At 36.1% G+C, this 21080-nt stretch carries 31 protein-coding genes; 4 read left to right on the plus strand and 27 right to left on the minus strand.

The features are described from left to right. Positions 1 to 31: 31 nt before the first annotated feature. The 7 genes from BHF70_RS02215 to BHF70_RS02245 form a co-directional block, all read right to left on the minus strand. Complete coding sequence (locus tag BHF70_RS02215; protein ID WP_075758706.1) at positions 32 to 337, minus strand: hypothetical protein; 306 nt, start codon at positions 335 to 337, stop codon at positions 32 to 34. A 13-nt stretch (positions 338 to 350) separates the two neighbouring features. After that, positions 351 to 725 carry a diacylglycerol kinase family protein gene (locus tag BHF70_RS02220; RefSeq protein ID WP_075758707.1) on the minus strand — a complete coding sequence of 125 codons (375 nt, stop codon included), beginning with the start codon at positions 723 to 725 and terminating at the stop codon, positions 351 to 353. 58 nt (positions 726 to 783) lie between these two features. Continuing rightward, positions 784 to 954 (minus strand): hypothetical protein, encoded by a 171-nt coding sequence (locus BHF70_RS12835; RefSeq protein WP_158024871.1) that lies wholly within the window; start codon positions 952 to 954, stop codon positions 784 to 786. Between the two features lie 51 nt (positions 955 to 1005). Beyond that, positions 1006 to 1617: a hypothetical protein gene (locus tag BHF70_RS02230; protein ID WP_075758709.1), complete on the minus strand. Its 612-nt coding sequence runs from the start codon at positions 1615 to 1617 to the stop codon at positions 1006 to 1008. A gap of 41 nt (positions 1618 to 1658) precedes the next feature. Continuing rightward, positions 1659 to 2264 (minus strand): metallophosphoesterase family protein, encoded by a 606-nt coding sequence (locus BHF70_RS02235; protein ID WP_075758710.1) that lies wholly within the window; start codon positions 2262 to 2264, stop codon positions 1659 to 1661. A gap of 155 nt (positions 2265 to 2419) precedes the next feature. After that, positions 2420 to 2779: a hypothetical protein gene (locus BHF70_RS02240; RefSeq protein WP_075758711.1), complete on the minus strand. Its 360-nt coding sequence runs from the start codon at positions 2777 to 2779 to the stop codon at positions 2420 to 2422. Positions 2780 to 2856: 77 nt separating this feature from the next. Then, positions 2857 to 3552, minus strand: a complete 696-nt coding sequence (locus BHF70_RS02245; protein WP_075758712.1) for a flavodoxin family protein — start codon at positions 3550 to 3552, stop codon at positions 2857 to 2859. Between the two features lie 158 nt (positions 3553 to 3710). On the opposite strand from BHF70_RS02245, the gene BHF70_RS02250 reads away from it, so the two are divergent. Beyond that, complete coding sequence (locus BHF70_RS02250; RefSeq protein ID WP_242946281.1) at positions 3711 to 4058, plus strand: transposase; 348 nt, start codon at positions 3711 to 3713, stop codon at positions 4056 to 4058. Beyond that, entirely contained in the window at positions 4058 to 4963 is a 906-nt protein-coding gene (locus BHF70_RS02255) for an IS3 family transposase (protein WP_075758466.1), read from the plus strand. The genes BHF70_RS02250 and BHF70_RS02255 overlap by 1 nt, the downstream gene beginning before the upstream one ends. Here the strand turns inward: BHF70_RS02255 and BHF70_RS02260 are convergent. The 12 genes from BHF70_RS02260 to BHF70_RS02320 all read right to left on the minus strand — a co-directional run bounded on the left by BHF70_RS02260 (position 4920) and on the right by BHF70_RS02320 (position 13205). After that, positions 4920 to 5096: a hypothetical protein gene (locus BHF70_RS02260; protein ID WP_192846120.1), complete on the minus strand. Its 177-nt coding sequence runs from the start codon at positions 5094 to 5096 to the stop codon at positions 4920 to 4922. The genes BHF70_RS02255 and BHF70_RS02260 overlap by 44 nt on opposite strands. A 4-nt stretch (positions 5097 to 5100) precedes the next feature. Then, positions 5101 to 5529, minus strand: a complete 429-nt coding sequence (locus BHF70_RS02265; RefSeq protein ID WP_075758714.1) for a helix-turn-helix domain-containing protein — start codon at positions 5527 to 5529, stop codon at positions 5101 to 5103. A gap of 141 nt (positions 5530 to 5670) precedes the next feature. Continuing rightward, complete coding sequence (locus tag BHF70_RS02270; protein WP_075758715.1) at positions 5671 to 6462, minus strand: MerR family transcriptional regulator; 792 nt, start codon at positions 6460 to 6462, stop codon at positions 5671 to 5673. A 114-nt stretch (positions 6463 to 6576) separates the two neighbouring features. Then, complete coding sequence (locus BHF70_RS02275) at positions 6577 to 7329, minus strand: response regulator transcription factor (protein WP_158024872.1); 753 nt, start codon at positions 7327 to 7329, stop codon at positions 6577 to 6579. Between the two features lie 4 nt (positions 7330 to 7333). Further along, on the minus strand, positions 7334 to 8638 hold the full coding sequence (locus BHF70_RS02280; protein WP_075758717.1) for a sensor histidine kinase: 1305 nt from the start codon (positions 8636 to 8638) through the stop codon (positions 7334 to 7336). A gap of 28 nt (positions 8639 to 8666) precedes the next feature. Next, complete coding sequence (locus tag BHF70_RS02285) at positions 8667 to 9467, minus strand: DUF4097 family beta strand repeat-containing protein (RefSeq protein WP_075758718.1); 801 nt, start codon at positions 9465 to 9467, stop codon at positions 8667 to 8669. After that, positions 9464 to 10141, minus strand: coding sequence for a LiaF transmembrane domain-containing protein (locus BHF70_RS02290; RefSeq protein WP_075758719.1), 678 nt, complete (start codon positions 10139 to 10141; stop codon positions 9464 to 9466). The genes BHF70_RS02285 and BHF70_RS02290 overlap by 4 nt, the downstream gene beginning before the upstream one ends. Positions 10142 to 10296: 155 nt before the next feature. Then, entirely contained in the window at positions 10297 to 10881 is a 585-nt protein-coding gene (locus BHF70_RS02295; RefSeq protein WP_075758720.1) for a manganese efflux pump MntP, read from the minus strand. A 27-nt stretch (positions 10882 to 10908) separates the two neighbouring features. Then, entirely contained in the window at positions 10909 to 11307 is a 399-nt protein-coding gene (locus BHF70_RS02300) for a sodium:calcium antiporter (protein WP_075758721.1), read from the minus strand. A gap of 284 nt (positions 11308 to 11591) precedes the next feature. Then, positions 11592 to 12500 (minus strand): IS3 family transposase, encoded by a 909-nt coding sequence (locus tag BHF70_RS02310; RefSeq protein WP_075758723.1) that lies wholly within the window; start codon positions 12498 to 12500, stop codon positions 11592 to 11594. Beyond that, positions 12497 to 12835 (minus strand): transposase, encoded by a 339-nt coding sequence (locus BHF70_RS02315; protein ID WP_075758724.1) that lies wholly within the window; start codon positions 12833 to 12835, stop codon positions 12497 to 12499. The genes BHF70_RS02310 and BHF70_RS02315 overlap by 4 nt, the downstream gene beginning before the upstream one ends. A gap of 64 nt (positions 12836 to 12899) precedes the next feature. Beyond that, positions 12900 to 13205, minus strand: a complete 306-nt coding sequence (locus BHF70_RS02320) for a DUF6070 family protein (RefSeq protein WP_330390966.1) — start codon at positions 13203 to 13205, stop codon at positions 12900 to 12902. Between the two features lie 329 nt (positions 13206 to 13534). Between BHF70_RS02320 and BHF70_RS02325 the strand changes: the two genes are divergently transcribed. Together BHF70_RS02325 and BHF70_RS02330 are read left to right on the plus strand one after the other, a co-directional pair. After that, positions 13535 to 13990, plus strand: a complete 456-nt coding sequence (locus BHF70_RS02325; RefSeq protein WP_075758726.1) for a MarR family winged helix-turn-helix transcriptional regulator — start codon at positions 13535 to 13537, stop codon at positions 13988 to 13990. Then, positions 13983 to 15356, plus strand: a complete 1374-nt coding sequence (locus BHF70_RS02330) for an MATE family efflux transporter (RefSeq protein WP_075758727.1) — start codon at positions 13983 to 13985, stop codon at positions 15354 to 15356. The genes BHF70_RS02325 and BHF70_RS02330 overlap by 8 nt, the downstream gene beginning before the upstream one ends. A 245-nt stretch (positions 15357 to 15601) precedes the next feature. On the opposite strand, the gene BHF70_RS12440 is transcribed toward BHF70_RS02330, so the two are convergent. The 8 genes from BHF70_RS12440 to tsf all read right to left on the minus strand — a co-directional run bounded on the left by BHF70_RS12440 (position 15602) and on the right by tsf (position 21065). Beyond that, complete coding sequence (locus BHF70_RS12440; RefSeq protein ID WP_158024873.1) at positions 15602 to 15772, minus strand: hypothetical protein; 171 nt, start codon at positions 15770 to 15772, stop codon at positions 15602 to 15604. Then, positions 15765 to 15887, minus strand: coding sequence for a hypothetical protein (locus BHF70_RS12745; protein WP_269145769.1), 123 nt, complete (start codon positions 15885 to 15887; stop codon positions 15765 to 15767). Before BHF70_RS12745 ends, BHF70_RS12440 begins: the two co-directional genes overlap by 8 nt. 120 nt (positions 15888 to 16007) lie before the next feature. After that, complete coding sequence (locus BHF70_RS02340) at positions 16008 to 16775, minus strand: LytTR family DNA-binding domain-containing protein (RefSeq protein WP_075758729.1); 768 nt, start codon at positions 16773 to 16775, stop codon at positions 16008 to 16010. 173 nt (positions 16776 to 16948) lie between these two features. Then, on the minus strand, positions 16949 to 17275 hold the full coding sequence (locus BHF70_RS02345; RefSeq protein ID WP_075758730.1) for a hypothetical protein: 327 nt from the start codon (positions 17273 to 17275) through the stop codon (positions 16949 to 16951). 211 nt (positions 17276 to 17486) lie between these two features. Next, positions 17487 to 18206: a glycerophosphodiester phosphodiesterase gene (locus tag BHF70_RS02355; protein WP_075758732.1), complete on the minus strand. Its 720-nt coding sequence runs from the start codon at positions 18204 to 18206 to the stop codon at positions 17487 to 17489. A gap of 15 nt (positions 18207 to 18221) precedes the next feature. Further along, complete coding sequence (locus BHF70_RS12600) at positions 18222 to 18890, minus strand: MFS transporter (RefSeq protein WP_242946293.1); 669 nt, start codon at positions 18888 to 18890, stop codon at positions 18222 to 18224. After that, entirely contained in the window at positions 18887 to 19507 is a 621-nt protein-coding gene (locus BHF70_RS12605) for an MFS transporter (RefSeq protein ID WP_242946295.1), read from the minus strand. Before BHF70_RS12605 ends, BHF70_RS12600 begins: the two co-directional genes overlap by 4 nt. Before the next feature lie 628 nt (positions 19508 to 20135). Beyond that, positions 20136 to 21065, minus strand: a complete 930-nt coding sequence (gene tsf, locus BHF70_RS02365; RefSeq protein WP_075758733.1) for a translation elongation factor Ts — start codon at positions 21063 to 21065, stop codon at positions 20136 to 20138. Between the last annotated feature and the right edge of the window lie 15 nt (positions 21066 to 21080).

Below are 21080 nucleotides of genomic sequence, written 5' to 3' on the forward strand. Positions count from 1 at the left end.
CAAGCGGCTTCCAGATTCATTTCTGACTGAATCATTCGTTTTCAGCACGGCTCATCTGCTCCTTTAATTTTGAGAATTCTTCCGGTGACAGACTCTTGACAAACTCTTCGAAATCAACTTCCTTATCCTGCACATCCTCTTTATCTTTTTTCTGTGTTGTTTCACGGACAGTACGTTTCAATTCCTGATTTAGGATTTTTCCCTGTTCCACGGTCAGCTCTCCCTTGCGTATTAAATCATCTAGAATTTCTTCTGATTTTTCCACAGTCGTAGCTGCTGCGCCAATACCTGCAAGCAATAATTTCTTTACTTCTTCACCCAAATTAATCTTTGACATAATCATGACCTCCTTAAAAACGTAATATTTCCAACAGCTTTGGTATAAAAATTTTAAATCCAATGCCTGCTGCAATCATTGCAGAAAAAAGAACTGCCCCCGCTGCTGCATCCTTTGCCTTTTTTGCAAGAGGCTTTCTTTCTTCGGTGACCAGATCAACCACTGCTTCAACTGCTGTATTTACAAGTTCAAGGCTAATGACCAGCCCGAAAAGTAAAAAACAAATCAGCCACTCTATTTCCGAAATTGAAAGAAGAATTCCAAACAGAATAACCAGTACCACCACAGTAAGGTGAATCTTTATATTTCGTTCTTCATGGATAGTTCTTCCAATCCCTTCAAATGCATATCCAAAACTCTTATACAGCGGAGATCTTTTCTTTTTCATTCTCTTTAGTCCCCTCTTCCAATATCATCCATAAATAATTACTATTTTTACATGTCTATTATAACATAGTCATGATTAAATTTATTGTTTTAGTAACATTAAAATCAAAAAAATAATTTATAAATTGCAAGTCTGCTTTCCATATCAGAACCTTACTTTCTTGTTTTCCCCCATACCACTTCATACCCGCCATATCAAATTTTCCGCCAATATAGGCTGGCATAGCCATAAATCTGCAATCCGTATCATTTTTTGACATATTAGGAAATTAGGGTTCATCTTATTGTTTTTCAATCGAAGTAAGAGGAATTTGTTCAATGTCATAACTGCTATCCTTATGAACCGTGATTAATGTTCCGCCTCTTTGCTTTGTATCATTCTCAATTCCCGGCATAGCAAGGTAATCAATACTCATGCCATAAGTTAATCTGATTCCTTTATATTCTAAAGACATATTATTATAGTGATCATGTCCACAGAAAAATGCCTTCGTACTTCCCAGTTTTAAAGCTGTGTCAAAAATCTTACTCGGATAATTAGAAGCACATACTTTATTTATCATTTTCTCATCATTTGACCCAAAATAGTAAGTTACTTCCTTACTGCCCTTTTCATACAATTCATAAGCTGTACGATATTGCTGCAGCGGGATATGGAAAAATAACATAGAAGAAATAGCTTTTCTTTCTTGCTTTTCTAATCTTTTTATATTTTCCTGATACCAATCTACTTGATCATCATGAATATAATCATAGCTATTGATTGATCCCTCTGTATAAGCATTGGAATCTATTAGGAAAATTGCCTGATTGAAAGAACCATCCACATTTCTAAATTCAATTAATTGATTATTTCTACCCGTAACGTGAGGCTGTCTGTAAGGATATAACAAATTTTTAGAAGTCTTATAAGATAAAGCTTCATATAGAGAATTTAAATCTTGTTCCGAATAAGTGGCAATAGATTCTGTATCATGATTCCCATTGGAAAAGTTAGATCTCCAGTTACTATTACAAAATCAGGATCTGTATGGTCAATCAGTTCATATACAGCTTTTAGTGCTTTCATATCCTTCCTGTACGAGAAAACACTACCCCCTAAATGAATATCCGTTAATTGCAATATTTTAAAATCATCTTTATTATCGTTGGTTATTGTATAGACTCCCGTTTCCTCATTATATTCGATTTTATTTGCCTTATCATATATATTGGGAACAGAATTAATATATGGTTGTGTTAGCCAAAAATCTCTTTGCATAAATTGATATCCACTAAAAATAAAGATAATTACGAAATAAATAATTGCTCTTTTTTTATTGATTACAAGATTGTGATAAACAATCTTCTTACGATATATTAAATTATAAACCAGTATTCCTATGGCATAGAGAACAGCGGCAATAAGAAAGACATTAGCATAGTACGCGTTCTGAAATACGATAATAAGAAGCAAAAAAATCATCCAATAAAAAACGGATAAGACAATAATTCTTTTAAGGTGCTGATAGAATTTTTTTACTTTGGCATCTTGAATCATATTGCCAAGCCACCTGGTTAACAGAAGGTTTTTTCCGAAAATCAGAAAAATAATTTCCACATAAAATAGATTCGTATAAACAAACTCTAATATTTCAGATGTTTTAGAATTTTGTTTTAATCCGATAATAAAGACAGCAAAATAGATAAATATTGTTAAGCCAAGAAAAATGCTATTGATTGTTCTCTTGCTATATTGGTCATATAACTTTTCAGGTAAGAAATAGAATCAGCAGAACAATGCCCTGTTTTCTGATTTCGCTTTTTGTAACTTTGATGCACCAAAATAGCCAATCCAGATAATAGAATTGCCATGAATAAATATAAAACATTAAAATCTACTGCTGCATTAAAGAAATAGACAAGAGAAAAAATCACTAGAATTAGAAAAATATAGTAATGCCTTCTTTCCTTTTTAAATTTTCTTTTCAATTCATCTAAGGAAACAACGTCATCACTGATTTTATATTTTGTATTATTCTTATTCAAAATTATCCGATGTCCTTTCAAGTTCATTTTTTAGTTCTCATTATAGCATAATAGAACAATAAATTAAATGGAAAACATTCCAGGTATTTTTCTTCCTGTAGAATCTATTTCCAAGGTCGCCTATTTCCATGCCACCCACGTTCTTCCCAGTAGGAATAGTCCGGGTTCATATGGTCAGAAGATGCTTTGTGCATCAGCCGAACCAGATAAAACCAAAAGCGACCTTTCAGTGTCACACCAGATTTTCCTTTATTTTTTCGTATTTTCTTTGCCAATTGATCGGTCTTCTTATGAATTTTTGATTGAATTCTTTGTGGAATTTCAGCAGGCTTTGTTGCCTGTACTCCAATACCCAAACGGTACACATGAGACAGTCCCCAAAATACAAGACTGTCACCCATATCCTTATTTGTGCTCTTCATTCCTCCGCCTGCTGCAGTTGAAATGCAGACACCCTGCTTGTAAAACATCTTTTCGTTTGGCCGGTGTACCATCCAGCGAGTGCCATAGTGATCAAGAAACGACATCATCTGACCGGTAGCATGAAACACATAGACGGGACTTGCCAGAATAATCAGATCTGCTTCTTCCATAGACTTTGTAATAGGTCGCAATTTCTCATAGTGCGGGCAGTGGTTCATGTCTTTTTTGAAACAAGTCCAGCATCCGAGACATGGCTCATCAAAATCCCTCGGCAGGAAAAACTCTTTAATCTCTCCTCCAACTTTTTCTGCCAGTTCACGAGCAACCATACGAGTGCTGCCCTTATGATTCTGTCCATTGATAATTACGATTTTCATAGGTTTTTCCTCCTTGTCATGATTAAACTATTATTCGTTTTCTTATCTGGTCTGTTCTTTCTTACACCGAAAATCCAATGATGTGGTATAAAAAAAGTTGACACCCTATTCTCAAGGATTTTGATATATAATCAGTAGAGAATAAGGAGTGAATTATTATGTCAGCAAAACGTACGCAAAAATCTTATGACAACGAATTTAAAGCACAGGCTGTAAAGCTTGCTCAGGAAATAGGTGGGCATAAAGCAGCGAAAGAATTAGGTGTTCCTGATGGAACTATTTACTGTTGGATAAAAGCCTTCAAAGAAGGGCGACTCAGCGCAAATGAAGCTGTCCACTCACCTAAGGCAGCATTATCCCTTAACGATGAACTTATCGAGCTTAGAAAGCGTGTTAAGGAACAGGATAAAGAAATTCGTCATTTAAAGGAAGAAAACGAATTCCTTGAAGAAGCTAGTGCTTTTTTCGCAGCCAGCCGTCGGAAGTCCGCAAAAAACAGAGACTAATGTTTATTGCACTCAAAACGGATGACGGCAGGATTAAGGGTAAAATTTCTTTCTATTGTAAGGCTCTCAAAGTTTCCAGGCAGGCATTCAATCATTATCTGAAAACAAAGGTTGCTCCATGGAAATATCAGTCACTAGCAGATGCTATGCTGGATATCTGCAACGAAGATGAATGCAATGATACTTATGGAAGAATCCGTATGTATCAGGCATTACAGCTTAAACAGCCCGATGGAGTTCATATTCCAAGCGAGAGAACTGTTTATCGCGTCATGGAAGAAATTGGTCTTAATCATAAACCAAAACGCAAGCCAAACGGCATTACCAAAGCGGACAAAAAAGCCCGTAAATCAGATGATTTAATAAAACGCGACTTTACAGCAAAAAAACCGCTTGAAAAATGTGTAACTGATATGACAGAAATAAAAGCCGCTGATGGAAAACTCTATGTTTCTGCCATCTTTGACTGTTATGATCTAGCAGTATTGGGGTTAGCCATGGATACAAACATGAAAGCAACCCTGTGCGAGCAGACACTTGAAAATGCTGTTAAAGCATATCCGGCACTTTGTGGTGCAATCCTTCACAGCGACAGAGGAACACAGTACACAAGCGAATTATACCGTAAAGCAATCAATAAATATGGCATTCTGCAAAGCATGAACAGTGCAGGCGGCCGATGTCATGACAATGCCAGATGCGAAAGCATGTGGGCAAGATTTAAAGAGGAATTATTCTATGGACGCTACAACACTACTACAATGACAGTAGAACAATTAAAAACACTTATCTGGAGATACTTCATCAGTTATTGGAACAATAGGAGAATCTGTTCTGCTAATGGAGGTTTACCCCCTATGATTAAGAGACAGCAATACTATGATTCATTGCAGGAGGCAGCATAGGTCGAATATCCTTGAGAAAAAAGTGTAAAGTAATATTGACAACATCAATATTATTGTAATAGTAAAAACTATGGAAAATCACAACCAGAAGAATCGTAATCCAGCGAATATTATCTAAATATAGTTTTCTCATAAAATCACATCTCCTCATTTCCCTTTTTTAAGGCCTTTTGAATAAATTCCATCATTTCTTCTGCTTTTAGTAAAGCAATTCCCTGTGTTTCATCTCCTAACACAACAATGGAATCACCTCCTTCAATATGAAAAATCTCTCGTGCTTTTTTTGGTAGAACAATCTGCCCTCTGGTTCCCACTGTAACAGTTCCAAACAAGTGCTTTCCTTTTGGCGGAAATGGTAAAAGATTTGCCTTTTCATCATAATGAAGCAAATCATCCAGTGTTACCCCAAATGCATTTGCCATCTTGTCGCAGGCAAGCACATCTGGTACGCTTTCACCCGTTTCCCATTTTGAAAATGTCTGTCTGCTCGTTCCAGCAATATCTGCCACCTCTTCCTGGGTCAATCCTGCTCGTTTTCTTAATAACTGGATATTTTCTGCTATCATAAAAATACCTCTTTTCTTTTTTATAAATCATATTTTTCATATCTTTCATGTTTATTGTAATGAAAAAAAGTACTAGTTTCCACCAGTACTTTTAACATAAATTGAATTCGTATGTGAATTATTTTAACATGATCTATCTCGTTATTTCACTGGAAGCTGAATCTCTGTCAGCCAGTCTTCTACTGACTCCTTATTCCAAATTCCGTCGATGTAACACTCGCGGGCAAGACCAGACACTTCGTATCCATTCTCTTCTGCATATTTCATAATATACGCATAAGCTTCACCAATCTGGTCATATGCACCCTTATGGAAAATACTAATGACCTTTGTTTCCGGAATTTCACGAAACTTAATGTTTTCACTTTCTACGCCACGACTTACAACGGCTTCACTGTGTCTAATCTGGATATCTGTTTCCTTATGTTCACCATCTGGATACTCACAAAACTCATACGGTGGTTCTGTACATTTTAAATTCGGATTCAGTTTTCTGCATTCTTCTCCAACTGTAGGAATCCACTGTATGCTGTCGGAATACCTATTCAGAACTGTTTCTGCGTAATAAACGATTGCTGCTGGAATTATTTTTTCTGTAACCTGATACTTCATCTCTTCTTCCTCCAAAATATGATTGATTATGGAGAGGCGAATTTCAATGTCATCTTTTTGTGTCTGCAATGCTTTTGCTTTTTCTGTAAAGATACTTCTCGTATCTTTGCCATTTAATATATCCCGTATCTCATTAATGGAAAAACCAAGTTGTCTATATGACTTGATCTTTGCAGCACTCTTCAGCTGACTAGTTTCATAAAACCGATATCCGTTCCACGAATCAATCGATGCCGGTATCAGAAGGCCTTCTTTCTCATAAAATCTGAGTGCTTTCACTGTAAGATGGGATAGTTTTGAAAATTCACCGATTTTCATCATCTAACATTCACCTCCTCGTTACAAACCCTATTTTGTGGCCTCCTCTAAAGGGAGAGTCAACAGGTATTTTCGTTTTTTTACAGAAAAATATGATTTAATTGCCGATTTTCCTTATCAGAATATTGTTCCTTCATAAAATTCTCTACGATACTGTAATGGAGTCATGCCCTCGTTTTTCTTAAAGACTTTGGTAAAAGCTCTATAATCATTATACCCTACGGAACCCGCAACTTCTGCAATAGGCATAGCAGTGGTCGCTAGAAGTTTTCTTGCCTTCTCCATACGAAGGTTCGTAAGATATGCGAGAAAATTCACTCCGATTTCATTCTTAAACAACTGACTGATATACTGTGCACTCAAATGAAACTGTTCCGCCAAATATGTAAGGCTGATTTCCTCATCCAGATGTTCCTGCAAATGTTTTGTAATATGAACAATCATTCTCATATCCTGTCCATGGTTCTCCTCTTCCACATGAATCTTAGACTTATAGAATGCCATTTTTAATCGGTCAATACATGTCCCGAATTCTTCAAAATTGACTGGTTTTAAGATGTAATCCGTTATCTGCAGACGTAATGCCTGCTGACAATAAGCGAAATCATCATAACCGGATACAATAACAAATGCCATAGATGGATATTTCATTCGGCTCAGCTCTATTACTTTAAGCCCATTCATGATTGGAATATTGATATCCATAATCACAATATCCGGTTTTAAAAGTTCAATCTGATTGATTGCTTCCATTCCATCTGCTGCTTCTCCTACAACTTCACATCCATGTTTTTCCCAGTCAAACAGCTTCTTAAATCCTTCTCTGATTTTGATTTCATCATCCACTAATAATACATTCAACTTCTTCACAGCTTCACCTTCCATTCATAGGGAGCAGCATATGAGCTGTTGCTCCACCGTTTTCATTTTCTGTATACCAAAGACCGTATTCTTTTCCGCAAAGAAGTTTTATTCTCTTCTGTACATTGAGAACACCGATGCTGTTTCCTTCCAGTTTCTGTTCCTTTTCCCTGTAATGTATCAACATATCTTGTATTTTTTCTTTTGTTGCTTTATCAAATCCACTCCCCGAATCTGCAATCTGTATTTCTATAGCAGGAAACTCTCCCTGATGCTCTTTTGCAATAATCTTTAATTCACCATGATATCCTTTATTTTTAAGGCCGTGGAGAAGACTATTCTCCACCAGTGGCTGTAAAATAAAGTTTGGCACCATCACCTCTCCAGTTTGAGGTGCAATATCATAACTTACTTTAAGTTCTGGATAACGATAGCACATCAGTTCCAGATAAGCATCCAAAAGTTCCAGCTCCTCTTCCAACGATACCATTTGTCTGTCGACCTTTACACTCAATCTGAAAAAATCCACCAGATGCATTAATTGTTCCGCTGTTTCCTTGTCATGATTTAGCTCTGCCTGAATACGTATGGTGTCCAGTGTATTGTATAAAAAATGCGGATTAATCTGACTTTTCAGATACAGCATGGATAACTTCTGTTCTGTCAGCTCTCCCCGAAGAATATCCGGATTTTCCAGAGTCAGATAAAAAGACAAGATCATCAGCGTAATACCCATTCCACTAATTAAGCTTGTTGGAAACATAGCCTGAACAACCGATACACATAATTCAACAATCAGAGCCGCCATAATCATCCATTTCTTCTTTTTATTGATCTGCTTCCAGTAAAAAACAAGTATGCCTAAACACAGAGTAAGATAGAAGGTCACACTTATATAAATCACGGATACATGAATCCCATCGGAATAGTTTCCCTGGGAGGTTACTGCATAATGTACCGGTAAAACCATTGCTCCAACCTCGGCCAGAAAAAGAACAATATTTGCCAGCCAGATCAATCGCATTTTTTTACCCGTCTCTTCTTCAATTAAAAAAGATATATACCGGTAAAAGAGATATACAACCACAACCATAGTTCCTATAAAAAAACGGTGCAGAATATCATTGAGCCATACTGGTACACAATCCAAATGATTCACTGTATAAACAGTAGATGCATCTGATACCAGATGTACTAATGCTACAATCAGAATCATTGAAAAGGTCTTATGTAATGATGTATGCTTTTGCCCTGCCAGAAAATAGATAAATGCAATAAATCCTAATATTAAAAAGCAGGCAATTTCCATTCGAATCATAAACTTCCTCCCAGCATAAGTTATCACCTTAGTTCTTAAATAGGATTTTTATAGAACCGATACCTCCGTCAATAGAGATTCTATTTTCACCGTCTCCATATATACTATCATCTGACATTGCTTTCCCATCAAGGTTTGCACTGCCAATTCCTTTATCAAGTTCTATCTGATAATCCTCTTTTTTTCCAATGAGAGAAAGCTTCGTTTCACCTATTCCATAATCAAGTTTGGATTTTCCCGTGAGTCTGCTTTCAAGATTAAGTTCACCGATACCCATATCCATATTTAAATTGTGAAGCTCACCGCCTCTTATTGTAAGTTCTCCTGCTCCTCCATCAATTTTTGCTCTGGATAAAGCACTTAGATGTTTTATATCAACTTCACCTGCACCAAAATTAAGATATATCGTATTCGCACACAGTGTATCCACAGATACTTTACCTGCTCCTGTGGAAATAGCCACATCTTCAAATATAGAATTTTCCGGTATTGTCACAATCAGTTTAGCTTTTGCATAGTTTCTTAATCCCATTTTCTCTTCAGAAATAGAAAGTTTTCCTTCTTTTTCTCTCACCAACAGATCTTTATGATTGCTTTCCACACCAAATCTATCTCCACACACAATTTTCAAGGATGAAGCATTAATATCAAGATCAAGGTTCTTTATATTTCCACTGATTGAATATTTCTGCATATCACCAGAAATATCATCACCAACAAAAAACGATACAGATGAAATTGCTCCAACGATTCCACCAATAATGCTTACTGTTAAAAAGACAGCAAAGGCGATGGCACAATATTTTATAATTTTTTGAATACTTGTCATTTGATATCAACTCCTCCGAACATGCAGGTAGCATTTATATAAATTGTTACAGTTCCTTCTGTTCTAATATTCATGTGTTTATTGGAGACACCTCCAAAAAGAGAATTTGAAGTAACCTTCACATTGACATTTTCAGGTACATAAATATCAATTCCGCCAAAAATCGCAGATGCCTGAATCACTACATCTTCTTGAATCACAGCCCCTCTAAGATCACATTTTGCACCGCCAAAAACAGCATTTATCTCTGCCCCATGAAAAATCTCATTATCATAATTTAAATTTGCACTTGAAAATACAGCTGCTTCGGTTTTCATTTTATCTCTATTTACTTTGTTCATTGCTTCCGTTCTTCTTTTATCAAACATCCCGCCAAAAATCAGTTTGAGACCTACGATAATAATAACAACAGGGAACAGCAGCTTCCACATCAGATCAAAATCCAAAACATCCTGACAGCATAGAAGCAAAAATACCCCGATACAAATGCCAATAATATTTCCTGTTTTTTCATGTTCATTAAACAATCCGATCACACAAGGTATGATAATAAAGAAAGTCCACCAGCCATCAAAGAACAGTTCAATATTTGTAATACCAAATATATTCAGTGCTAAAATGCATCCAATAATAATCAAAATAACACCCAGTAAAATATTTCCGCCTTTTTTCATAATCTCTTACTCCTCCATTTCATTTCTTCTATTATAATAGACCATCTTTTTATGTTCTTATTATAATAAAATTCCACTGAAACAGATAGGTGAATTTTTCACATAAATGTGTCTAAAATATATGTCATCTCTTACGCAGTCAATATTATAATTTTCTATAAAACACCCGTTATAAATATTTCCAGACCTATTACTATTAATATCACACCTCCAAATATGGTTGCTCTATTTGAAAATTTTGTTCCAAATTTCTTACCAATTATTAATCCTGTTATACAGATTACAAAGGTCACGATTGCAATAATAACGACACATACAATTGCCATAGATAGACTATATTCTGCAATGGTAAATCCAACAGATAATGCATCTATTGATGTTGCCACACCTTGTACAAAAAGGGCAGTCAGCCCAACCTCTGGTTTTTCGATTTCTTTATTTTTACTCTTGATTCCTTCCCAAAGCATTTTACCACCAACAAAAAGCAGTAAAATCAGTGCAATCCAAGGAATAAAACTTTCAAATACCTTAAAATATTGAATAATTGTATATACACATATCCATCCAATCATTGGCATTATTGCCTGAAAAAGAGCAAATATTCCTGCAACTCCGCACATCTTTTTCTTTTTCATTGTTGGTTCATTTAATCCGTTTGCAAGCGACACTGAAAAAGCATCCATCGCAAGCCCGACACCTAGCAGTACACTATTAAAGAAAAATAACATATTCCATTTCATCTTTCGTATCTCCTATCTTCATTAAAATTACCGTATACATATGTAAAACATATATATTGCATATAACGCTATCATGCATATACCTTCTTTGCGTTTAAGTCCTTTATTTTTCCATCCCAGGCACCACACTATGATACTAAATACAAAAAGTACAGAAATATCAATTATGTTTTCTGTTATAAATTCAATAGGACTGATGGCTCCTGTTATTCCAATCACCATTAATATGTTGAATATATTAGAACCGATTGCATTTCCCAGTGCCATATCCACTTCATTTTTTCTAGCTGCAACTACAGATGTTACAAGTTCTGGAAGGGAAGTTCCCATTGCTACAATGGTTAATCCGATTATAACAGATGGAACCTTAAGTCTTTTTGCTACACCTGAACTCCCTTCTACAAAAAAATCAGCTCCCTTTACCAAAAAATAAAACCTACTATCAAAACAACAATCGCCATAGGTACATTTTGAATCATCTTTTGCATAATTAATCTCACTTCCTTTAAATTATCTTGTTTTATACTACTTTCTTTTGCACATCCGCGCGGAATTTTTTTATTTCATGGAAAGACTTTTACGCTTTAGCATAACAAAATCTTTCCTAATGAAACAAAAAAGACTCAAGTATATTGCTTTTAACAACATACTTGAGTCTCATTCTGATATTGTCAATATTGGTTTACACTTTTTTCTCAAGGATGTTCAACCTATGCTGCCTCCCGTAATGAATCATAGTACTGTTGACGCTTAATCATCGGAAGCAAACCACCATTAGCAGAACAGATTCTCCGGTTATTCCAGTAGCTCATGAAATATCTCCAGATTAGTGTTTTCAGTTCATCTGTAGTCATCTTCTCCGTATCATAACGGTCATATAACCGTTCGGATTTCATTCTGGCCCACATGCTTTCGCAGCGGGCATTGTCATGGCATCTTCCACCTGCTCTGTTCATGCTTTGCTGAATGCCATATTTATAGATCGCTTCCCGGTAAATCCGGCTGGTATACTGGCTCCCTCTGTCACTGTGGATGATTGCTCCCCGCAGATCCGGATAGGCTTTGCTGGCATTTTCCAGTGTTTGTACACATAACGGGGCTTTCATGTTTGTATCCATTGCCAGTCCGATCACACTGGAATCGAAACAGTCAAAAACAGCGGAAACATATAGCTTTCCATCGCTGGCTTTGATCTCTGTTATGTCTGTTACACATTTGGTCAGCGGCTCCTCCGAACTGAAATCACGTTTTAAGAGATCCTCTGACTTCCTGGCTTCCCGGTCTTCTTTCGTAATCCCGTTCGGTTTCCGTCTGGGATAATGCTTCAGACCAATCTCTTCCATGACACGATAAACAGTGCGTTCACTTGGGATATCAACATTTTCAGGCTGTTTCAGGATCAATGCCTGGTACATCCGGATTCGCCCATAGGTGTCATTGCATTCGTCTTCCTTATAGATTTCTATCATAGCATCTGCCAGCGGCTGATACTTCCATGGTCGGTCTTTATTCGCAAGATACTGATAAAATCCCTGCCTGCTGACATGCAGAACCCTACAGCAAAAGGAGATATTCCCCTTCCATTCGCCGTCTTTCGTTTTTAAGGCAATAAACTTCATTCTTTCGTTTTTGCTGACTTCAGACGGCTCGCAGCGAAAAAAGCGCTGGCTTCCTCTAGAAAGTCGTTTTCCTTCTTTAAACGACGGTTCTCTTTCTCCAGTTCTTTCACCTGCTGGCGAAGACGGATAAGTTCCTCATTAAGTGTCATGGCGCTTTGTGGAGTCTGTGAGCCTGCTCCCAGATCAAGATTGCCAAGCCGGTTGGCTCTTACCCAGCCATACATGGTATTCTTGGGAACCCCAAGCTCTTTGGCTGCCTTAGCTTGTCCGATTTCCTTTGCAAGTTTCACTGCCTGTACTTTGTATTCATGATCATATTTCCTGTTTTCTGCCATTTTTGTTCACTCCTTATTCTCTTGATTATATATCAAATCCTTGAGAATGGGGTGTCAACTTTTTTTATACCACATCAATTGAACCTTTTTCTCCCTTTAGGGACTTCCTAAGAAAACGATCCATATCCTGATAATTTTTCATATCAGAATACAATACCGTTGTAGTTACCGGACATTGTGCATTTTTAATTTTATTCTGCATCTTTAAAACAGTCTCATCAGATAAAACTACATTCAATGCTGTTCCTTTATCTGCAGTTTTATAAAGATCTTTTGTAAGTTCCATGGCTTTTTTACAATCCTGTTCTGATTCTTTCTTTTCTTTATCCTTGATTGGAATATCATATCCCCGTTTCTTTGCTTTTCTTATTTTTTCCTATAAAATAATCTTCCTTGATATTTGTACTTTTTTTGATAAATACATAGGAAAGCACCAGCTATTAGTATTATAATCGATAAAAATACTACTCTCCTATATCTGTTTTTTCTTTTCATTATGACCTCCATTTCTCTTTAAATCTCACATATGTAAGATTTAAATCTGCAAAACAACTAATTTTATCTCTTTCTTTTAATATCTATATCTTACAAGCGTAAGATATGGAAGTCAAGTCATATTTTCTCTTGACTTTTTCTTTATTAATTTTACAATAGTATTATTAAGAACTGTTCTTTTTAGAACTTTTAAGGAGTGGTATCATGCAACGAGCAACAGATTATCTTATGTCGCTACGAAAAACAATTAAATTATATGATCTCAATCTGAAAGAAGCCTGCAAAAGCTACGGGCTTACCCAGATTGAAATTACGATCATCAGCTTTCTTCACAATAATCCTGGAAAAGATACGGCTGCAGATATTGTAGAGTTAAGAATGCTGAGCAAGGGAAATGTATCACAGGCTGTGGAATCCCTAATCAAAAAATCAATGCTGATACGCCATCCGGATGAAAAAGACCGAAGAAAGATTCATCTTTCTCTAACTTCAGAGGCACTTCCTCTGGTGGAGCAAGTAGAAAAAGCAAAGAAAACTTTTCTGGATCAGATTTTTTCTGGTGTGACTTCTGAAGAATATGAACAATATATATTAATAACAGACAAGATTATGAATAATATAAAAAATGATTTAGAAAGGAAAACATCTCACCATGAATGACAACAAAAACTTTTTAGGTACAGAACCAATTGGAAAACTTTTATTTAAACTGGCTGTTCCAACTTTGGCAGCTCAGCTCATCAATATGCTTTATAACATCGTAGACCGTATTTACATCGGTCATATCCCAGGAGATGGTGCTCTGGCCCTGACCGGTGTTGGTGTATGCATGCCTATTATTATGATTGTATCAGCTTTTGCTGCTTTAGTTGGATATGGCGGTGCTCCTAGAGCCTCTATTTTTATGGGAAAAAACGATAATGAATCTGCTGAAAAAACACTGGGAAACTGTTTTACTCTTCAGATTCTGATTTCTCTGGCTCTGACTGTATTCCTTCTTCTTTTCAGCAGAAACCTTCTGTTGACCTTCGGTGCCAGTGAAAACACCATTGACTATGCTGTTGCATACATGAATATCTATGCTGTTGGAACGATTTTCGTAGAACTGACACTTGGAATGAATGCTTTTATTACCACACAGGGGTTTGCAAAAACCGGTATGCTTTCTGTACTGATCGGAGCAATTTGCAATATCATCCTAGATCCTATTTTCATCTATGGATTCCATCTGGGTGTGCGTGGTGCAGCACTGGCAACGATTACCTCCCAGGCAATTTCCTGTATCTGGGTTGTTTCTTTCCTGTCAGGCAAAAAAACAATTTTAAAGATCCGGAAAGCGAATCTCCGATTACGTGCAAAAATCATCCTTCCTTGTCTTGCCCTTGGTCTTGCCACCTTTATTATGCAGGCCAGCGAAAGTGTTATCTCCGTCTGCTTTAATTCTTCTCTATTAAAATATGGCGGTGACATTGCCGTTGGTGCCATGACGATTTTAACCAGTGTTATGCAATTTGCAATGCTACCTCTTCAGGGTCTTGGACAGGGTGCCCAGCCTATTATGAGCTACAACTATGGAGCAAAAAATAAAGACCGTGTAAAAGGGACCTATCATATGCTTCTAAAATCCAGTTTGATTTATTCCACTTTACTCTGGCTGTGCATTATGCTGTTCCCTCAGGTTTTTGTATCCATGTTTACCTCTGACCCAGCTTTAATTGTATTTACAAAAACTGCTCTCAGAATCTATGTGGCATCTATGTTCCTATTTGGTATCCAGATTGCATGTCAGATGACTTTTACTTCTCTTGGAAATGCAAAAGCATCAATTATTGTAGCAGTAACAAGAAAATTCATCCTTTTGCTTCCGCTTATTTATCTGATGCCACACTTATATACAGCCAATCAAACAATTGCCGTATATATGGCTGAACCTATTGCAGATGCCATTGCTGTTACCTTTACTGCAATTTTGTTCTTTTTCCAGTTTAGAAAAGCAATGGAGCAGATTTCAGATAAAAATAATTAATAAAAAAGCTCTTGGCAGTATCAGCACTAGATATGCCATATGATCCATGCAGGAAAGTAAATAAGGGTAGAACGGCTCTTTATGCCATTTAGCCCTTATCTTTTCTTTGATTCCATAAAAAACAATTAATGTCAATGAGATATGTATCGCCATACACAGGATTCTTTCTATCACGTGAACTACCCCCACTTATAGAAGTGGGGGCTTCATGAGAACAGCGCATGGCAATTAAGCCATACATATTCTCATAGGCGTTGCCACGACGCCTCTACTATAAAACGTGAAACCGGTGTATCTAATACAATGCAAAACATATGAACCTCAAGCTCCAGCACTCTTGCGGATACAATAAATCCAATGGCACCAATGAGAATCGGCTTCCATGATACTCTCCTTTTGAGAATATATTCAGGCATTGTCATTTCCTCCAAATTCAATCTTGCTTCTCTTTCTGATCATCTGAGCTGCCATCACCACAACACAGAGTCCGGTGATAATCCATGGATATGCTGCCATAAAAAAATCTTTCATATTTTGTCTCCTTTGTATAATTTATCATTATGGTAACAATAACACGATTCCTATCCTGTTTCTATAAAGTGACGATGAGATGCATGATACGTACGATAACATGCAAAAAAAGATCCTGCATTACAACACAGGATCCTTTAATGTATCTATTATTTCTTTGTAATATGCTCGACTGGCTATAATAGTCTCTCCATTCATCATTCTTAATCTGCCTCTTCCACCCGATTCCGGTATCACAGATGAAATCTTTTTTATACTTACCAGCAATGATTTTGATGCCCTGATAAATGCAAACGGTTTTACTTGTTCCTCTACCTGGTAAAGTCGCTGCCTGATCTCATACACATGCTGCTTCGTATAAGCAAAAACTTTTTCTCCCACTGCTTCAAAGTACAATACAGCATCGAGACGTATTTGAAACATTTCCCTGTCAGCATTATAACCAATGATCATGTTTTTCTTTCCTTTAACATATTCTTCAATCCTTCCTAATTCCTTTATGTTTTGATCCGGTATGGTTTCCACACGTTCATCCTCTGGAGCCTCTAGCTGCATCATCAGCCCTCTGCACACACTGCCCAGACTCCTGCTTATTTCTTCAACAGACATAATACAGGTGCTATTTACCAAAAGAGAGCCGATTCCAAGTGTATAGATTACCATGTTGGTAATAAGCCACCTGGCATCCTGATTATTTAACTCCAAGCTATCTCTGACATAAGGCAAAATTTTTTCTATCTCCACCCTTTCATTAAAAAAATCCGAAGTAAACATATCACATTGGCACATGAAATGAATCCGGTAAAGCTCCGGCTCATCAATAGCAAACTGTATAGTCTTTATTCCATACCCTTTAAAAGGTGGAAACATTTTCAGTCCTGCCTCCATGTATTCCTCATATTTTAATTTTGCCTCTTCCGCATACTTAATTCCACAATAACATCCCTCATCCTTTTTCTATATGTAGTATATCACAGCCCTTGTATAAGATTAAGTATTCTCTTGTATATTGTACAATTCATCTCACAACTATAAAATCAATATGCTATACCTCTCCTTTTTTATTCTTGTTCTAGAAACCCAAATATTTCATTCCAAAATTTTTCAATAGTTTCTTCCGTATCATTAAACAATTCATGCTTTCCCTCATGAAACAATACATATTTTGTGTTATCCTGTCGTATTGCATATTTCATTGTTTCTTTTGGTACAACCATATCATCACACTCAGCAATAAGTATTAACATTTTTACTCTTAATCTAGATATGAATGTAATATCTCTTGTATTTTCTCCGGCAGCTTTTATCCATCCATAGGATGCACCCCATGTCTGAAACAATGTATCATCCAATCTCTTCTCATAATAATATCTCTGTCTTTCTGTCATCTTGCTTTCATAAAGGAATAACTGATCTCATCGTATTTTTCAAGAAATTCACTAAATCCATGAATCACAAGTATGCTCCTATGCGAAAACTCGACTTTATAATGCTTATATCTGAGATGTGATCTATCAGCATTATAAAAATATTGCTCCTCACACCGCTTTGTAATGTATGGATACACCACTTTTTCCATTTTCTTTTCAAAATCACTCATTACAAATACATCTCTGGCTCATTCAGAAAAACATCTGTAATACCAGCCTCCTCTAGTTTTCTTATCTCTATTACTTTCCCTGTCTGTTTTTCCGGATACAAATCTTCCGTCAGCCATGCTCTTACATTGATATCCTCAAGATCTTTTCTATCTAAATCTATGGCACCGGCATATGGATGAATTGCATTGGCCCCGCATTTACCGTTCATTTTATAGATACAATCTGATGCTTTTGTATCCAAGATTCCAATCTCTGCTTTAGGAAGCAGTTTTCTAATCTGTTCAAGGGACTTTGCATAAAAACTAGAGTATACGACTCGATCTTCAAATCCATATTTATTAATAACATTAATGACCTTCTCTTCCATTCCGTGATACATGACTTTACTGTTTTTTAGCTCTATATTAAGTTTTACTCTTTTTTTCTGTAACAGCTCCATAACCTCATTTAATGTTGGAATTGTTTCAGATAATTCATTATTTATCGTTTTAATATGAAATTTCTTTAATTCCGACAGCGTATAGTCTTTTACAAACCCAGTTCCATCCGTTGTTCTATCCAGTTGTTCATCATGTATAATGACTAACCCTCCGTCTTTGGACATCTGTACATCAAGTTCTATTCCTTCAAGTCCATCCAGATTAGCCGCTTTTTCAAAAGCAAGTAATGTATTCTCCGGATAACGTAAACTACAACCTCTATGTGCCCAGATTTTCATAAAACCATCATCTCCTTATATACTAGTTTTCTTTCCTGGAGTTTTCTCTGTAATCTGCATAAATACATATCCTAAAATAAAAAATACTGCCAGCGAAGCAACAGCAATATTTATAGTGCCTCCTACTAACTTTACAAAACCCAAAACGGCCGAACCAAGGAACGAAGCCCCTTTGGAAAAAATATCATAAATACCAAAATATTCCCCTGATTTATCTGCAGGTATTATTTTTGTATAATAGCTTCTTGATAAGGCCTGTATTGATCCTTGAAACATACCTACTGCCAAAGCAAGTATCGCAAATCCGATTAAACTGTGTAAAATAAGTGCATATAAACATATGCATAAATATCCAAGAATGCAAATCTTAATAAGTGTTACTGTTTTGTATTTTTGAGTCAGTCTTACAAATAACATGGAAAAAGAAAATGCAACTATCTGTGTTCCAACAAGCGTTACTACTTGACCCACTGTGTCCAATCCCAGATCTGTTCCAATATTTACGCAATTATCTATAATTGTTTCAACACCGTCAATATATAAGAAAAATGCAATAAGAAAAAATAGAACCTTTTTATCTTCAAAACATATGTTTTGAATGGTGTTTCCAACTCTTGAAAGAGCATTTTTTACAACGCCTTTTTCCCTTTCCGTATAATGAATCTGACGATAATTTTTTATCAATGGATGGTTACAACAAACCGCCATATTGCTGTAATTCCAAAGCCTATTAACATAGACAGACCGTTTGAAATAATATCAAGTATATCAGGTCCCATAATATAAGCTGCCAAAGCAATCAAAAACGGGATACACGATCCAAGATATCCCCATCCAAATCCGTAGGTTGAGACAACATCCAGACGATCCTCCGTAGTAACATCTCCAAGCATTGCATCATATACCAACAGTGATATAGAATAAGCAATTCTACTTATCACATAGACAGCAGCAAACATAATCCATGATGTGACAAACCCTGTTAACAAACATGTCACCGCACCGATAGCAACTGAAGCTACAAAGAATTTCTTTTTCTTACCCTTAAAATCCATAAAAGCTCCAAGTATCGGTCCAAGTATTGCCGTAATAATCGTCACTGCCGATGCAATAAGTGCCCAATATGCTGTTGCCTGATCCGATGTTATCTGACCATTCCCATTACCCATTGCTAATTTCTTAAACCAAATCGGTATCAGTGCGCAAGCCAGCATTGTAAATGCCGAATTTCCAACATCATATAATATCCAGGATATTTCAAGCTTTGTAAGTTTATCTTTCTTGTTTTGATTTTTTCCCACCTATTTTGCCTCCACTTTAATTTTTCCAGCGTATAGACTGACCATGATATAAAAATTCTTTTATATATTACCACTGTACTGTATAATCTAATGTCTATTATTGTAAAATCTATACAAAATTTAAACCCTATTATCTTCCTCTGTTTGGTCTTAAATCAACATAGTATCACGCAAACGAAGAGCGTCAGGAAAATGCATCTGCCCTTCGTGCCGTCTTAAATCAACATAGTATCACGCAAACCCCTTTTATCTCTTATCCCATTTTTTACGATTTTATTTTTAGTTGATATTTGTATGTTTTAGATTAACAATGGGCAAAAAAAATTAAGGCAGACACAATCAGTATCTACCTTAATAGTTAAATATAATATTTAGTTAATGAAATACATAAGTTTATTATAATTATATTTGAAAGTTACATTTTTGGTCAACTTTGCAGAAGGGTACCATTTTTAGATTTGACCAAAAACACTGACCAAAATTTGACCAAAAAGTGATCAATAACTTATGATAATATATGATAGTTTATGATAGCATCGTATATGCCATATATTGATTAAAAAGCTTTAAAAATGGCTTAAATACGTGGTTTCTACGATATATACATAAAATTATATATATTTATGAGTTACTGCATCTGTTTTGCAACTTCTTCAGCGAAGTTTTCTTCTTTCTTTTCGATTCCTTCACCTGTTTCGAAACGAACGAATCCTTTGATTGTTACGTTAGCATTGTTAGCTTTAGCAACCTGCTGTACATATTTTCCAACAGCCTGTTTTCCATCTTCTGCTTTAACGTAAACCTGATCTAAAAGACATACTTCTTTTAATTCTTTGTTCAGACGACCAATGATCATCTTTTCGATGATGTTTTCTGGTTTGTCTGGGTTTTCATTCATAGCCTGAACTTTTAAGATTTCTGTTTCATGATCGATATAGTCTTTAGAAACTTCATCTCTGCTTGTGTATTTAGGAGCAATAGCTGCAACCTGCATTGCAACGTTTTTACCCATTTCTTTGATTTCGTCATTTACTACATCTGTAGCAACTTCAACTAATACACCAATTTTTCCACCAGCGTGAATATAAGAAGCAACAAATCCATCTTCAGCTGCAACTTTGCTGAATCTGCGGATATTTAAGTTTTCACCAATTACAGCGATTTTTCCGTCTAATGCTTCTTTTACAGTTTTTCCAGCTTCTGCTTTAGATTCTTCTGCCATGAATCCTTCAAGATCTGCTGCACCAGTTGTAAGAGCCTGATCTGCAACTTCTGCAACATATGCCTGGAATGTTTCGTTCTTAGCAACAAAGTCTGTTTCAGAGTTAACTTCAACAATTGCTGCTTCTTTTGCATCATCAGACATTGCAACTGCAACTAATCCTTCTGCTGCAATACGTCCAGCTTTTTTAGCTGCTTTAGCAAGACCGTTTTCTCTTAAAAATTCTACCGCTGCATCCATATCTCCTTCTGTTTTTGTAAGAGCTTTCTTACAATCCATCATACCTGCACCGGTCATTTCTCTTAATTCTTTTACCATTGCTGCTGTAATAGCCATGATTTCTTCCTCCTA

The sequence above is a fragment of the Anaerostipes sp. 494a genome (assembly GCF_001940315.1).
GTDB lineage: Bacteria > Bacillota > Clostridia > Lachnospirales > Lachnospiraceae > Anaerostipes > Anaerostipes faecalis.